Below are 14299 nucleotides of genomic sequence, written 5' to 3' on the forward strand. Positions count from 1 at the left end.
CCGGCGCCGACCGGCTGGGAGCGGTGACCTCCGGACCACATCACCGCTCCCGGCCGAGACGGCTGTCCGACCTTCGACAAGCTTCACCGAACGCCGAACCTTCAAGCGCCCACTTCGATGCGCACGAGGCCGGCTGCCTTCTCGGCGCGTCGCAGAGCCTCGGCGGGGCTGTCCGCGGCAGCCATCACCAGACCGGCGCGGTCCCACGAGCTGCGCAGGTGCGAGAACCGGTGGCCGGGCCCGACCGGGACGTCCACGAGGAACACACCGTCGACCTGCCGCGCCTGGTCGACGCCGCGCACCGCCTCGACCACTCCCGGAGCCATCTCCACGAAGCGCACCGCGGCACCGCCGGTGGCGCGCCGCGGCAGCGGAGGCAGCTCCTCCCCCTTCATCAGCGAGAAGTACGCCTGCAACAGCTTCATCGGATAAGCCCGGTCGATGATCTCCATGATGCCGTCGCCCGGGATGCGTCCCGCGCACTCCACCAGGTGCGGTTCCCCGTCGCCGACGATCCACTCGCAGTGCACGATGCCGGTGCCGTAGCCGACCGCCGCCAGCACCTGCCTGGTCCGCTCCCCCAGCAGCCCGGCGAGGTCGTCGGGGATGTCGGCGGGCACGATGTGCGCCAGCTCCACCGGGCGCGGGCCCGGGAAGAGCTGCTTGCCGGTGACGTTCGCGAACAGCGGCTCGCCGTCGCGGACCAGCATCTCGACGCTGAACTCCGCCCCGTGCAGGTACCGCTCGGCCAGCATGCGCAGTTCCATCGGCTTGTCGGGCACGAAGACGCCCTCGTCCTGCTCGACGCACGCCGCCCACGCGTCCGCCACCTCCGCCGGGCCGTGGACGACCTGGGTGCCGACCGCCGCCTGCCGGTTCGCGGGCTTGATCACGACCGGCCCGCCGCCCTGCGCCGCCATGAACGCCGTGACGTCCGCCGGGCCGCGCACGGTGACGCTCTCGGGGTTGGGCACCCCCGCCCGCGCGGTCACGCGGCGCAGCAGCGCCTTGTCGCGCAGGGTGCGGGCGGCCTCGGAACCCGCGCCGGGCAGTCCGTACCGCTCGGCGAGCCGGGCGGCGAACGGGGTCGCGTACTCGACCAGCGGGACCACCGCCGCCGGGTCGAGGTCCGGGTGGGCGGCGTGGAAGTCGTCGGCCGACCCCGGTCTGGTGTACTCCCACCGGATGAGGCCGCCGACGGCGGCGTTGCCCTCGCACTTGGCGCCCAGATCACGCTTGCGCGCCACGTCCGGCTCCTCCACCACCAGCACGGACCCCGCGGGCGCCGTACCGGCCAGGTCCCGGAACACCGGCGTCACGAAACCGACGATCAACACGGGCCGATCTGTCATGTCCCCTCCATGGTCGGGTCGAGCCGGGGTCGCCGCGCCCGGCGTGGGAGGTCTCCCGCCCACGCGGGCGCGGCGGGGGCCACCTACGCCGGCTTGTCCACGATGCCGAGCATGATCCGCAGGCTCGGCTTGGCGCCCAACAGGTACGCGCCGACGGACTGGGTGACCCGGTCCCCCGCGGTCACGTGCTGGCGGATCGCCGAAGCGTCGCGCAGCCAGCGGTTCAGCGGGTCGTCGTCCCGGAGCGTCGAGGCGCCGAGCAGGTCGCAGAGCTGCCGGGTGACCGAGCGGGCCATGCCGAACGCCTGCCAGCCGGTCAGCGCCGGCGCGCCCCGCTCGTCGGGCGTGAGGTCGTCCAGCGTGCCCACGCCGTCGGCGGTGACCTCCCACACCCGCTCCAGCGCCTTGTACACACCGGACCGGGCCGAGTAGTACTCGGCTTCGCACTCGGCCAGGGCGATCTGCACCCTTTCGAGCTGCGACCAGGGCGTGTCGGTCATCCGGTCGACCCGCGTCGCGATCACCTCGCGGGCGTGGTCCAGCGCGGCACGGGCGATGCCGAGCGAGACGCCGCACATGCTGCGCTGGATCACCTCGGGTTGCACCAGCGGCCCGTTGGGCACCTTCGGGCTGTCGAACGTGAGGGTGTGGTTGTCCGGCACGAACACGTCGTTGATCCGGTAGTCGCAGCTACCGGACCCGCGCAGGCCGAGGGTGTGCCAGTTGTCGATGCTCTCGATCTGCCCGCCCGGCACGAAGAACAGCCGCGACTCGTGCGGGTTGCTGCCGTCCGGGCTGGCGTAGGGCTCGCCGTTCTCGTACACGAAGGCGCCCGAGCCCACCCAGTCGGCGTGCGTGGAGCCGCTGCCGAACGGCCACCGGCCGCTGAGCCGGAAGCCGCCGGGCACCTTGTCGGCACGCCCGATCGGCATGATCACGGCCGCCGTGTGCATGTCGAGGCGGAACATCCGGCGCGCCTCGTCCTGGTCCAGGAAGTTGGCGTGCAGACCGATGTCCGAGCCGAGCTTCGCGCACCAGCCCGCGGACGAGTCGCCGTAGGCGATGGTCTCGATCACCTCGACCTGCTCCATCGAGGTCATCTCCGGGCCGCCCCACGCCCGGCTGAAGCACATCCGGAAGACACCCGCGTCGCGCAGCATCTCCACCACGTCGTCGGGCAGCCGCCGGTTCCGCTCGATCTCGGCGGACCGCTTGCGCAGGATCGGGACGAGCGCCTTGGCGTTGGCCAGGATCTCGGCTCCGGTCAGCGTCGCCTCGGCGCGCGCCGGCTCGGTGATCGTCATGCGGGAACTCCCTCTTCTTCGTCCACGTCGAGCAGTCCTGCGGGCATCTCGAAGGCCGCGCCGGGCGCGGGTGGGTCGACGGGTTCGGCGTCGAGTCGCACCAGGGCGGCAGCGGTGTCCAGGTGCTCGGCGCAGGTGCGGGTGTCGTCGGCCGCGCACACCACGAACGAGTGGCGGGCCAGGTAGCCGCCGGGTGGCAGCCGGAGGGTCGTGCCGGAGGTGATCATCGGCGACGCGGCGACCAGGCCGGGCGCCTCGTCCGGCACGGTGACGGTGTGCACCAGGCAGTCCCGGTCGGGGTAGCCGAACCGGATGCCAGCCACCGCGTGCTTGCTCATCGCGACGGTGGGCCGGTTCCCGGTGGCCACGTCGAACAGGACCTCGCCGGGGTCGATACCGGTGGCGGTCCGGCCGAGGAACGGGATCAGGTCGCCGCCGAGCCTGCCGTTGACCTCGATGATCAGCGGGCCGCGGTCGGTCAGCCGGACCTCGGAGTGGGTGATGCCGTCCTCCACGCCGAGCGCGCGGTGCGCCCGTGCCAGGACGTCGACCAGTTCGGCGTCGTGCAGCAGCGGGTCGTCCGCGTCGACGACGTGGCCCACCTCCTCGAAGTACGGGTGGCCGCCGGTCTGCTTGCGGGCCAGGAACATCGGCAGGTACTCGCCCTTGTGCACGGCGGCGTCGACGCTGATCTCCGGCCCGGACGCGTACGCCTCGACCAGCGCGCCCGCGCGGTAGCGGCTCTGGTCGACGGTGGCCGCGCCCATCGCGACGCCGAACGCGGCGTCCAGTTCGGACTCGTCGGCGGCGAACACGACGCCGATGCTGGCGCCCATGGACCGCGGCTTGAGCACCACCGGGTAGCCGATCCGCCGCGCCGCCTCCCGGGCCTCCGCCAGACTGGCGGTCAGCGCGAAGCCCGGTTGCACCAGGCCTTCGGCGGTGAGCACGGACCGGGTGCGGTTCTTGTCCCGGCAGCCGCGGACACCGTCCACGCCGAGCCCCGGCACGCCGAGTTCGGCGGCGAGTTCACCCGCGGCGAGCACGACCGGCTCGTCCCAGCACATCAGGCCGACGATCCGGTGCCGCGCGGCGACCTCGCGGGCGGCGGCGAGCATCTCCCCGGGGTCGAACACGTTGGTGAGGACGATCTCGTCGAAGTAGGCGCGCTGCCAGGTGGGTTTGAGGTTGTTCAGCAGCACCAGGCGCAGGCCCGCCGCCCGGGCGCGCCGGTGGATGGAGGCGACCAGGTACTCGCGGTAGATCTTCAGCCCGCTGCCGATGACCAGCAGCACACCGTTCGACTCGTTCATGCCTTCCCTCCCACGATGTCCGACTCCGTGTCGCGTGCCGACTCCGGGTCGCGTGCCGACTCCGGCACGGGGACCTGCTTGAGGCCGTGCAGGTGCAGCGAGCCCGCGACCAGGGACAGCAGGGCGCAGAAGCCCCAGAACGCCGGGCCGCCGTACGTGGTCCACACGAAGAGGCCCACCAGCGGGCCCAGCGCCGCCCCGACGCCCATCAGCGTCTCCCGCGTCCCGACGTACCGGCCGCGCAACGGGACCGGGAACGTGGCGGGGTGGGAGGACGTGCTCGGCCCGTGGACCATCACCCCGCTCGTCACCAGCAGCACGCCGACGATCACGAAGGCCGGGTGCTCGCCCAGGAACCCGTAGAGCAGGTACCCCGCGCCGCTCACGACGTTGCCGGAGAACCCGGCGAACCTCTTCGGGAGCCGCACGATGTACGTGGTGATCTTCAGCTCGCAGGTGATCAGCACGATCGAGGAGATCATCAGGACCGTGCTGTACAAGCTCGTCGGGTAGCCCTCGGCGACGATGTTGAGCGGCAGCACGGCGACCGACGCGCCGTAGACGACCATGCCGGACATGCTTGCTGCCAGGAAGCACAGGAACCGGTGGTCCCGGACCATCGTCGCGTACACCGCGCGGGCGCTCAGAACCGGCTCGGGCTCGCGGCCGGGCTCGGGGTCCTCGCGGTGTGCCGGGGTGTCCTTCGGCAGCACCGTGAACGCCAGCAGCGCCCACAGGGCCGCGGTGGCGGCGTCCACCCAGAACAGCAGGTTCCAGTCCACCAGGATGAGCACGGCCGCGAGCATCGGCGCCACGGCCGCGCCGACGTTCAGCGCGATCCGCATCATCGAGAAGCCCATGACCTTGTGCCGTTCCGGCATCAGGTCGCTCAGCAACACCGCCGCGGCCGGCCGGTACGCCTGGGTGGCCAGGCCGGCGAGCGCGACCACCGCGTACAGCGCCCACTGCGATGGCGAATCGCCGACCAGGGGGATCAGCGCCACGAGTGGCGCCGCACAGCCCATGGCCGCCACGATCGTGGCGCGGGAGCCGATCCGGTGGGTCAGCTCGCCGCCCAGCATCCCGCCGAAGATCGACCCGACGCTGTAGGCGGTCAGGCAGAGGCCGGCGACTTCCAGCGGCGCGCCGCGGAAGGTCAGGTAGAGGATCAGGAACGTCTGGACGAACGCGCCCAGTTGGTTGACGAGCATGCCGCCGAGCAGGTACACGACCGGGGTCGGGGTCGCGCGCAGCACCGCGAACACCCCGGTCCTCGCGTCGGTCACGCCGCCACCTCCATCGTCGCGTCGACGATCCGGCCCGCGGCCAGCGGAGCCGAGGCGAACCCGTTGCCGCCGCAGGCCGGCCGTGCCCACACGCCGGGTAACGCCTCGGTCAGGACGGCGCCGCCCTCGGTGGTCGCGTAGTGGCAGTCCTTGACGGCCACTACGGTATATCCGTCCACATCGGACAGTATTCGCGCGTCGAGAACCCGTTGTGCCCAGTCGGTTCCATCATCCGAATCCACTGTGGACACCTCGCGGCACACGGCGTCGGTGCTGATCTTCAACAGCGTGCCCGCACCGGGTGGCACGAGCCAGGCCCGTCCGTCCGGGCCGATGCGACCGACTCCCGGCGCGGCCTCCCACCAGTGCCGCAGATGCTCCGGCGGTCTCAGGTACACCATCGTCTGCCGGAGCAGCGTGACCGCCGGGCCGACCAGGTCCCGGGTCCACGGCCCGCCGGCGACCAGCACGAGATCGGCCCCGAAGACCTCGCCGCCTGCCCGGACGCGCCCGCTGTCGACCGACGTCACGGTGCGGCCGGGACGCAGCCGCACGTTCTCCCGGCCCGCCAACCACTCCGCCGCCGCGCGCAGCACGCGTTCGGCGAGCAGCACGCCCGCATCGGTCTCGACGACGCCGACGGCGCCCGCCGGGAACGTCACGTGCGGCAGCTCCGCCGGATCGGTGGTGGTCACCGGCAGGCCGGCGGCAGCCGCGGTGGCGACCGCCGCGTCGACGTGGTCCTCGGCGACCGCGGAGACGATGCCGACCCGGCGGTAGAACCGCGTCGCCAGCACCGCCTCCAACTCCCGCCACCGGCGCTGGGCAGCCGCCATGCGCCGGCTCGCGGGGACGTCGCCCGGGGTGAGCGCGTGGATCGCCCGGTGCTGGTCGTGGGAGCTCGACGCCGGGTTCGGGATCGCTCCGCCGTCGAGCACGGTCACCAGGTGCCCGGCGAGCGCGCACTCGACCGCGGTCACCAGCCCGGTGACCCCGCCGCCGACGATGACGACCGCCGCCATCAGCCACCGACCCCGGTCAGCCGAGGCAGCTTGATCGGCGTGTACTGGGTGGCGCCCTCCGGTTCGGCGAGCACGGTGTCCGGCAGCGCCTCGGCGGCCAGGTCGATCAGGATCGGCGCGGCGCAGCGCAGGAACACCTCGACCTCGTAGCAGAAGTCGCCGACGTCCTCGGCGGTCACCTGCCGGCGGTCCAGCCGGGCCAACTGCTCGGTGATGGTGTGGGCGGCGTGGGTGAGGCTGAAGTGCGCCAGGTCGAAGTCGTCCCGGAACCGCTCGAAGATGCGGTACCCGACGGCCCGCGACGCCGCCGACACCGGGAACGGGCCCTGGCCGACCCACTCGTCCACCTTGTCCACCACCCGGTTCCACGGGTCCACCAGCCGCAGTGTGGTGATCCGGTCCAGCGCCTCCCGGGTGAAGTCGGTGCGCTGGAACTCCGGCCCGGTGACGGACAGGTGGAAGCGGACCAGGTCGCGCGGCACCTCGGCCACCAGGTCCCGGCCGGAGATCACGTGGCCGCGGCTGGTGGAGAACTTCTCGTTGCTCAGCTCGTAGAACTCGTTGCTGACCCACTGGTCGGCCAGCACGTAGTCGCCCAGCGCGATCAGCATCGCGGTGCCGACCACGGCGAACGGGTAGACCGCGTCCGTGCCCAGGAAGTAGACGACCCGGGTGCCGGAGCCCGCCAGCCACAGCTCGTCGTCCGCGGACAGCACGGCCCCGTGCGCCTCGGCCGCCAGCGCCGTGCAGTACATGCTCCACGGCATGCCCTCCAGGTCGGCGTAGACGACCTGGCCCGTGGTGTCCGGGAACGGGGCCGGGATGCCCCAGGTGATCGGCTGCGTGATGATCGCGTCGACCAGCGGCTCGGACAGCAGCTTGTCGATCAGCAGCGCCATCCGGGGCCGCATCCTCGGGCGTTGCCGGGCGAAGTACTCCTCCAGCTCGGCCCGGTAGTCCTCGACCGGGAAGACCAGCACCCGGGCCTCGCGGTAGGTGACCGGGTCGTCCGGGTCCAGCGTGGAGCGCGGGTCGATCAGGTCGCCGGGCAGGATGGGGTGCGCGCAGCTCTCGCACAGCCCGGCGCAGTTCTCCGCCAGGCAGAACGGGCAGGTGCCGCGCACGTAGGAGTCGGTCAGGAACTCGCCGGTGGCGCTGGAGTACGGCAGTTTCACCGACTTCAGCACCAGCTTGTCCTTGGCCCGCAGCCGGTCGTAGAAGTTGACCACCATCTTGACGAACCGGTCGTCCACGCAGCCGAACGCGTCGATGTCGATGCCCAGCGCCGCCAGCGTCCGCGAGACCTCGTCGGCCGAGCGCAGCCGCAGCTCCTCCGGGTCCACGCCCAGCCGCTTGGCCGTGGTGACGACGTAGTTCTGGGTGAAGTGCATGCCGGTGGCCAGCAGCGCCTCGCGGTTGAGCGAGCGGGCGAAGCGGACGCACACGTCGGCGGCCAGGAACGGGCCGGCCAGGTGCCCCACGTGCAGGTCGCCGTTCGCCGTCGGCGCGGGCGAGATCACCACGGTGCGCTTGAACTCCTCCATCACGCGCTCCTGAGCTTGGTGGGGACCGCCCGGCGCGCGAGCAGGTCGCCGAGGATGTCGTGGGACCGGTGGGCCAGCACGCTGATCAGGGAGTCCGCGATGCCGTGCGTCTCCTCGTTGACGCCCTGGAGGTAGAGCCCGCCCCAGGCCGCCTCGCCCATCTCCACCCGGTGGAAGCGGCTGACCGAGATCTCGGACAGCCCGGCCTTCTCCGCCAGCGCCCGCGCCAGGCGCGGCATGCCCGCGTCGTAGCCGGTGCCCAGCAGCACGAGGTCGCAGTGCAGCGGCTCGACCTTGCCGGTCTTGCGGTCACGCAGGTTGAGCACCACCTCGTCGCCGGCCATCCGGGCGCCGACCACCTCGGTCATCGCCCGCACGGTGGAGCGCCGCGGGCCGAGGCGCTTCTGCTGGTACAGCATCAGGTAGATCTCTTCCAGGAACGGCGGCGCCAGACCCGCGTAGTTGGTCAGCCGCATCTCGTCCAGGATCTGCGCCCGCACCTCGGCCGGGCTGTTGTAGAAGTCGTCCACGAACGACGGGTAGAACAGCTCGTTGACGAACTTGCTGGTCTGGTAGGACTGGAAGCCGATCGACCGGATGACGATGGTCGGCTCGCTCAGCGGCAGGTTCTGGTGCAGCGCCATGAACATCTCCGCGGCGCTCTGCGCTCCGCCGATGACGACCGGCCGGATCTTCCGGTCCTTGGGCACCTGCGCGATCCGCGAGTTGTACTGGGCGCTGTGCACGATGCGGTCCTTCGGCAGGTCCGCGAACACCTCCGGCACGTGCGGGTCGCGGCCTCCGCCGATGACCAGGTCGCGGCAGCGGATCGTGTCGCCCCCGGTGAGCCGCACGGTCCACCCGGAGATCAGGCCGTCCGCGTCGCGGGTGGGCTCGATCGTCTCGGCCCGGACGCTGTAGCGGATCCGCACCTTCTCCAGGTTGGCCGCCACCCACTGGAGGTAGTCGGACAGCTCCCAGCGGAACGGGTTGAACGTAGCGAGGTTGACGAACTCGTCGAGCCGGTTCTGGTCGTGCAGGAAGTTCAGGAACGAGAACCGGCTGCGCGGATTGCGCAAGGTCACCAGGTCTTTCAGGAACGAGACCTGGCTGCGGGCCCACGGCATCAGCAGATCACGCTGCCACTTGATGTCCGGGCTCTGCTCCAGCAGCAGCGTGCCGCGCGTCAGCTCGTCCGAACCGGATTCCTCGATGGCCACCGCCAGCGCGAGGTTCGCCGGTCCCGCGCCGATCGCCAGTACGCCGACTTCTTGGTCAGTCACACATCCCACCTCAATTGTGTCACCTGCTCGCGAAGATTCTCGGATGCCAAAGCGGACGCACGATCCACAGGGGACTACGGCGTTCTTACCGGCCGATGGCCCCACCGTTGTCCAGTAGGCTAGATTCGCTTGCTTCCCCGCTGACAGGGGAACCGTTCCCATCGTTCGGGGAATCTGGCGCACGGTGCCCGATCGGGGCACATCGGCGCGCCAGGACTCTTTGCCACCAACAGAGATGACCATCGGGGGCGGTGCGCAGGGCATGGTTCGCGGCCGGTCGCGGAAGGCGGTTGACGCCTCCGGCCGGCGCGCGGCAGGGGTGGTCTGGATCGCGCAGTCAGTCGTGCACTGCGGAAGAAGGGCTAACCGCGGCCGAGACCGGCCTCGCGGGCCAGCACGATCGCCTGCGAGCGATCGGCGACGCCGAGTTTGCCGAACACCGCGGACACGCGGTTGCTGATGGTCTTGGGGGCGAGCGCCAGTTCCTTGGAGATCGCGGAGTTCGATTTCCCGGCGGCGATGCGCTCCAGGACGTCCCGTTCCCGCCCGGTCAACTGCGGGAACGGATAAGGGCTGTTGTCACGCATCAGCCGCAGGGTCGCGATGAAACGGCCGGCGATCGTGTTGCCCACGATCACGTCGCCGGCCGCGACCGCCTGCACAGCGCGCAGGATCTGCCGGGCCCCCGCGGTCTTCAGGACGTAGCCGCGTGCGCCGAACCGGAGGGCCGAGGTGATCGACTCGTCGTCGTCGAAGGCGCTGAACACCAGCACGCCTGTACGCGGCGAGGTGTTCAGGATGCGGCTGACCAGCGCGAGGCGCGACAGGTTCGGGGTGTCGATGTCGATGACCAGGACGTCCGGCCGGTGCCGGGCGACCGCGGCGACCGCCTGCTCGGCGGTCGCGACCTCGGCGACCACCTCGATCTGGCCGGACCGCTCCAGCACGGACCGCACGCCGTCGCGGGTGACGAGCTGGGCGTCGGCGACCACCACCGACAGCGCGGCGGTCATGCTGGGCAGGATCTCCACGCTCTGCGTCCGGATGGCCACCGATCCGAGCCCGTTGCCCCCTCCGGCTCTTAACGGCACGAAATCATCACTGTCCGTTTGAACGCTCATCTCACTTCCTCACCCCATATTCCGGCGCGGACGTCCCCACGGCCACACCGGGCGCACGCGGCGATCACGGTTCTGCTCCGCGGCGTCGACCGGAGTGACTGTCCGTGGCGCTCCCGATACCCGCCGCGTCGCTTGTGCCGGACCTTCGTCGCGGAGCGCACAGGCGACCGCGGTCGCCTGTGCGCCGGTCATGTCCGAATCGGACTCGTCGATATATCACCGCAGCGCACCCCCCAGACCAAAGCGGCTAAGTAAGGGCCGGCCGAACCCCCGGCTCGCCGACCCATTTGCCAATTCTAAGCCACCGCGTTCGCGCGCGCTCCACCGAACGGTTCCGACCTTGCTCGACCGAACGGGCCAGGCCAGAAGAATTTAGCCGAATAAATCTTCCACGGCTTCCCGATCGGTCTTGACATTTCGCGGACGCCAGGACCGCCAGGCGCCATCACGGGTAATCAACAACAAGGGGGTATGTCATTTAAAAAACCTATTGCCACCCCGCGGTGACCGGGCGTATGGCGGCATTTCACACCCGGTGTCCGGTATGGGCCGCGACGCACGGCGCGCGACACAGCGCGCCCGGCACGCGCGCGGCGGGATCACCTGGTCTTCGCGGCCTCGTCGCCCAGTGCCTCCACCGTGCGGAACACCGGGATCGACCGGGAGGCGGCCAGGTACGGCGTCCCTTCGGTGTAGCCGGTCCCGGTGGCGTCGCCGAGCATGCGCACGGCCAGCCGGTAGTGGGTGTTGCGCCACCGGAGCATCGCCCGCGCGAAGCCGCGCATCGCCTCGGCGACCCGCTCCCGGTCCGCCGAGGACACGTCGCCGGCCGCGCGGACCTCCCGGTAGGCGTCGTCCAACGTGGTGTTCTGCCCGGTTTCGACGCGCAGGCGGACGTCGGGCACGGAGTGGAACGCCGACGAGTCCAGGCGTTCCCGGTCGGGCGTCCGGCACAGCGATTCCACCAGCTTGTAGTTGCGCGACTGGATCGCGCTCGCGCCCTCGGTGAACTGGCGGAACGTGCGGAAGGACTCGATCTGCATGGTGGCCAGCATGGAGAACATCGGCCCGGCGCCCTGCAACGCGGTCCGCGAGCTGTCCAGGAAGTGCACCGCCCGGTCGAAGTCGCGTCCCGCGAGCGCGGCGACCGCGGCCCTGAGCTGGACCGCCAGCAACGCGAACAGGGTCTCGAAGGTCTGCAACACCCGTAAGAACAAGTACTCGTCGTGCACGGTGAAGACCGGCAGGATGCTCAGTTCCAGGGCCCGCCGCTCGTCGAACGAGGTGTCCTCCCGCACCACGGAGCCGACCTGGCGGGCCAGCGCCACCGGTTCGATCTCGGTCAGCCCGCTGTCCAGGGACATCCGCCGCAGCGCCGGCCGGATCGCCCGCAACCCGTGCTTGCAGCGCTTGGTGACCAGGTCGGGGTCCGGCCGCATCGCCGGCAGCAGGGTGATCCGCCCGTCCAGCACCGCGGCCTCGAACGCGAGGGCGTCGGCGACGAGCTGGACGGTGAGCCGGTCGCAGCGGGACCGGGCGAACGGGGCCTGCGCGATCGGATCGTCCACGGTGGGCAGGCGTAGCTGGGCCAGCGCCAGGTAGGTGGGGTAGTCGTAGCGTTGGTCCGGTTTGTCCAGCGCCGTGGAGAGGAAGTCCGCCAGCGTCCGGACGTGCGCCCAGGGGCCGCGCAGGTCCGGGAGCAGGTCGCGGACCTCGGCCAGGAGCTTCAGCAGCTCCGGGGGCGCGAAGTGCTTGCCGACGCGGTGGAAGTGCCAGACGACCGCGTCGTAGGGGAAGGTCTTCGGGTCCGGGTGGTGCAGCCACGACCGGACTTCTGCTGTGCACATGGAACCTGCCGCTCGGATCATGACCGTGGGCGGCGGGGCGGGCGCCAGGGTGCCCTGGTGTCACGCCCCGATGCCATGGTCGAAGGTGAAGACGCCGTCCGGATCTCTTCTCCGCTTGATGTCCAGCAGTCGCGGGTAGTTCGCGCCGTAGTAGGCGGTGCTCCGGTCGGCCAGGTCCGGGTCGATGAAGTTCACGTACGCTCCCTCGCCGACGTGGGGCGCCATCGCCCGGTGCAGGTCGGTCAGCCAGCGCAGGTTGGCCTCGACCACCGCGGGCTCGTCGTCGTCCGCCCAGGACGTGTCCAGGTTCAGCATGAACAACGCGTCCCGGTGGGCGAAGGCCGTGGCGTCGGGGGCCACGTCCCCGACGGCGCCGCCCCAGGAGAACAGGGCCGCGCCGCCGCCGTCCGGGTTGCCGCTGCCCGGCCACCGGTCGACGTGCGCCAGCAGCGTGGCGATCGCCTCGTCCGGCAGCGGTTCGGCGACGAAGTTGGTCTTGGCCGCGAACGCCGCGGCCGTCGTGTCGTGCAGGATGAAGTCCTTGGCGCCCCAGAAGGTCTCGTCGGCGATGTGCTCGCGGACGGGGCGGGCGACGGACAACACCGGGTCGAGCAGGTCCCGCAGTTCCCGCGACGGTCCCATGTGCATGCCGATGGCCGACACGACGGTGTTGTCGCCGGTGGTGTTGACGCCGATGCGCGTCGCGAACCCGCGCGGCGCCTTCGCCAGCGTGTCCTGCAACGTGGCGAACACCTTCGGGGCGTCACCGCGGTCCCAGAGCAGCAGGTAGGTGGAGCAGTCCACCACCGGTCGCGCCTGGAACTCGAAGGACACGTTGATGCCGAAGTTGCCTCCGCCACCGCCGCGGCAGGCCCAGAACAGGTCTTCGTTCTCGACCGCGTCGCAGGTGAGCAGTTCGCCGTCGGCGGTGACGATGGTCGTGCTGACCAGGGCGTCCGCGGTGAGCCCGTAGACGCGCGAGGTCGGCGCCGTCCCGCCGCCGAGCACCAGGCCGGCGATGCCCACCGACGAGCCGTTGCCCAGCGCGAAGGCCATGTTCTCCGGTTCGATCGCCGCGTAGACGTCCGCCATCCGCGCGCCGCCGGCGGCGGTGACGATGCCGTCGGAACCGTTGGCGTGCACGGTGTTCAGCAGGCTCATGTCGACGACGAGGCCGGTGTTGACGGAGCAGCCGCCGTAGCTGTGGCCGCCGCTGCGGGCGACGATCGGCACATCGACGTCACGGGCCCACTTGACGGCCGCCCGGACATCGGCCACGGACGCGACCGAGAGCACGCCCAGGGGCGTGGTCGCGGCGAACCTGGTGTTGAACGGAACGCTGCGTGCTCGGAATCCCGCGTCGCCGGGGCGGCGCACCCGGCCCGCGACGAGCCCCGCGAGGCGATCCCAGTCGGACTGCCGGAGGGAGGGCATCAGCCCACCTCCTCCAGGTAGCCCTGGCCCACGGCCGCTCGCGGGGCGTAGCGCTGCCAGTTCTCGCGCAGGCGGACGCGGCCGTCGTCGGCGATCTCGGGGGTGTTGACCGTGCTGCCGCAGATCAGGTCGCCGGTGGCCAGCACGAGGGTGTACCCGAGGTGCAGCGTGCCGTCCTCGGAGCGGGTGCCGGTCAGCGTGCCGCGGCGCACCTCGCCGCCGGCGACCTCCGCCCAGACGACGTCGCCGTCCTGGTGGTAGACGGCGACCGTGCCGCTGTCGTCACCGGGCCTGCGGAAGCGGCGGCCCTCGTAGTTGATCACTCGCCCGACTCCGCGTCGAGGAACTCGGTGGACATGGCGCGGTCCCACCAGATCGAGTAGTAGGAGAAGTCCTCGTCGCCCTCGTTGACCACGGAGTGGCCGGTGTTGGCGGGCATGAAGACGATGTCGCCCGCGGCGCACTCGATCCGGCCCTCGTCGGTGACCAGGACACCGCCGCCCGCCATCGCGATCATGATCTCGTCCTCGCCGTGGGCGTGCGGCTCCGTGACGTCGCCGGGCCGGACGATGCACCAGGCCCCGCGGAACGGTGTGGTCATCCCCGGCCAGGGGTGGAGGAGCTTGAAGTCAAGGCCGAAGTTGCGGGAGACCCGCTCGTGCTCCCCTCGGCGGATGTCCACGGGTGCGGTCGCTTGCTCAGCCACGTTCCTACTCCGATCGGCATACGTCGTACTGCTGGACGGGAGGCCTTCCGAGACTAAGTTCGCGGGTTTCCCCGGTAGTAGGGGCGA

At 71.0% G+C, this 14299-nt stretch carries 12 protein-coding genes; all 12 read right to left on the minus strand.

Annotated features, from left to right (window positions below; all coding sequences use genetic code 11):
* Positions 1 to 101 precede the first annotated feature (101 nt).
* Positions 102 to 1352 carry an ATP-grasp domain-containing protein gene (locus ACQPZF_RS25245; protein WP_433260845.1) on the minus strand — a complete coding sequence of 417 codons (1251 nt, stop codon included), beginning with the start codon at positions 1350 to 1352 and terminating at the stop codon, positions 102 to 104.
* 83 nt (positions 1353 to 1435) lie between these two features.
* Positions 1436 to 2656 (minus strand): acyl-CoA dehydrogenase family protein, encoded by a 1221-nt coding sequence (locus ACQPZF_RS25250; protein WP_433260847.1) that lies wholly within the window; start codon positions 2654 to 2656, stop codon positions 1436 to 1438.
* Positions 2653 to 3969, minus strand: a complete 1317-nt coding sequence (locus tag ACQPZF_RS25255; RefSeq protein WP_433260849.1) for an ATP-grasp domain-containing protein — start codon at positions 3967 to 3969, stop codon at positions 2653 to 2655. The genes ACQPZF_RS25250 and ACQPZF_RS25255 overlap by 4 nt, the downstream gene beginning before the upstream one ends.
* Positions 3966 to 5255, minus strand: a complete 1290-nt coding sequence (locus tag ACQPZF_RS25260) for an MFS transporter (protein ID WP_433260851.1) — start codon at positions 5253 to 5255, stop codon at positions 3966 to 3968. Before ACQPZF_RS25260 ends, ACQPZF_RS25255 begins: the two co-directional genes overlap by 4 nt.
* Entirely contained in the window at positions 5252 to 6277 is a 1026-nt protein-coding gene (locus tag ACQPZF_RS25265; RefSeq protein ID WP_433260853.1) for an FAD-dependent oxidoreductase, read from the minus strand. The genes ACQPZF_RS25260 and ACQPZF_RS25265 overlap by 4 nt, the downstream gene beginning before the upstream one ends.
* A complete protein-coding gene (locus tag ACQPZF_RS25270; protein ID WP_433260855.1) occupies positions 6277 to 7821 on the minus strand; it encodes a class I tRNA ligase family protein in 1545 nt (514 codons plus the stop codon). The genes ACQPZF_RS25265 and ACQPZF_RS25270 overlap by 1 nt, the downstream gene beginning before the upstream one ends.
* Entirely contained in the window at positions 7821 to 9104 is a 1284-nt protein-coding gene (locus ACQPZF_RS25275; protein WP_433260857.1) for a lysine N(6)-hydroxylase/L-ornithine N(5)-oxygenase family protein, read from the minus strand. The genes ACQPZF_RS25270 and ACQPZF_RS25275 overlap by 1 nt, the downstream gene beginning before the upstream one ends.
* A gap of 362 nt (positions 9105 to 9466) precedes the next feature.
* The gene (locus tag ACQPZF_RS25280) at positions 9467 to 10225 is read right to left on the minus strand and encodes a response regulator (protein ID WP_433260859.1); all 759 of its coding nucleotides are present in this window, start codon (positions 10223 to 10225) and stop codon (positions 9467 to 9469) included.
* Between the two features lie 599 nt (positions 10226 to 10824).
* Entirely contained in the window at positions 10825 to 12072 is a 1248-nt protein-coding gene (locus ACQPZF_RS25285) for a hypothetical protein (RefSeq protein ID WP_433260861.1), read from the minus strand.
* 60 nt (positions 12073 to 12132) lie between these two features.
* Entirely contained in the window at positions 12133 to 13506 is a 1374-nt protein-coding gene (locus ACQPZF_RS25290; protein WP_433260863.1) for an FAD-binding oxidoreductase, read from the minus strand.
* On the minus strand, positions 13506 to 13829 hold the full coding sequence (locus tag ACQPZF_RS25295) for a hypothetical protein (protein WP_433260865.1): 324 nt from the start codon (positions 13827 to 13829) through the stop codon (positions 13506 to 13508). The genes ACQPZF_RS25290 and ACQPZF_RS25295 overlap by 1 nt, the downstream gene beginning before the upstream one ends.
* Positions 13826 to 14212, minus strand: a complete 387-nt coding sequence (locus ACQPZF_RS25300) for a cupin domain-containing protein (protein ID WP_433260867.1) — start codon at positions 14210 to 14212, stop codon at positions 13826 to 13828. Before ACQPZF_RS25300 ends, ACQPZF_RS25295 begins: the two co-directional genes overlap by 4 nt.
* Positions 14213 to 14299: the final 87 nt, after the last annotated feature.

It is taken from the genome of Actinosynnema sp. CS-041913 (genome assembly GCF_050942485.1).
GTDB lineage: Bacteria > Actinomycetota > Actinomycetes > Mycobacteriales > Pseudonocardiaceae > Actinosynnema.

Coding starts and splice junctions, on each gene's coding strand:
- ACQPZF_RS25245 (WP_433260845.1), bottom strand. CDS start 1,352: ATGACAGATCGGCCCGTGTTGATCGTCGGTTTCGTGACGCCGGTGTTC.
- ACQPZF_RS25250 (WP_433260847.1), bottom strand. CDS start 2,656: ATGACGATCACCGAGCCGGCGCGCGCCGAGGCGACGCTGACCGGAGCC.
- ACQPZF_RS25255 (WP_433260849.1), bottom strand. CDS start 3,969: ATGAACGAGTCGAACGGTGTGCTGCTGGTCATCGGCAGCGGGCTGAAG.
- ACQPZF_RS25265 (WP_433260853.1), bottom strand. CDS start 6,277: ATGGCGGCGGTCGTCATCGTCGGCGGCGGGGTCACCGGGCTGGTGACC.
- ACQPZF_RS25270 (WP_433260855.1), bottom strand. CDS start 7,821: ATGGAGGAGTTCAAGCGCACCGTGGTGATCTCGCCCGCGCCGACGGCG.
- ACQPZF_RS25280 (WP_433260859.1), bottom strand. CDS start 10,225: ATGAGCGTTCAAACGGACAGTGATGATTTCGTGCCGTTAAGAGCCGGA.
- ACQPZF_RS25285 (WP_433260861.1), bottom strand. CDS start 12,072: ATGTGCACAGCAGAAGTCCGGTCGTGGCTGCACCACCCGGACCCGAAG.
- ACQPZF_RS25290 (WP_433260863.1), bottom strand. CDS start 13,506: ATGCCCTCCCTCCGGCAGTCCGACTGGGATCGCCTCGCGGGGCTCGTC.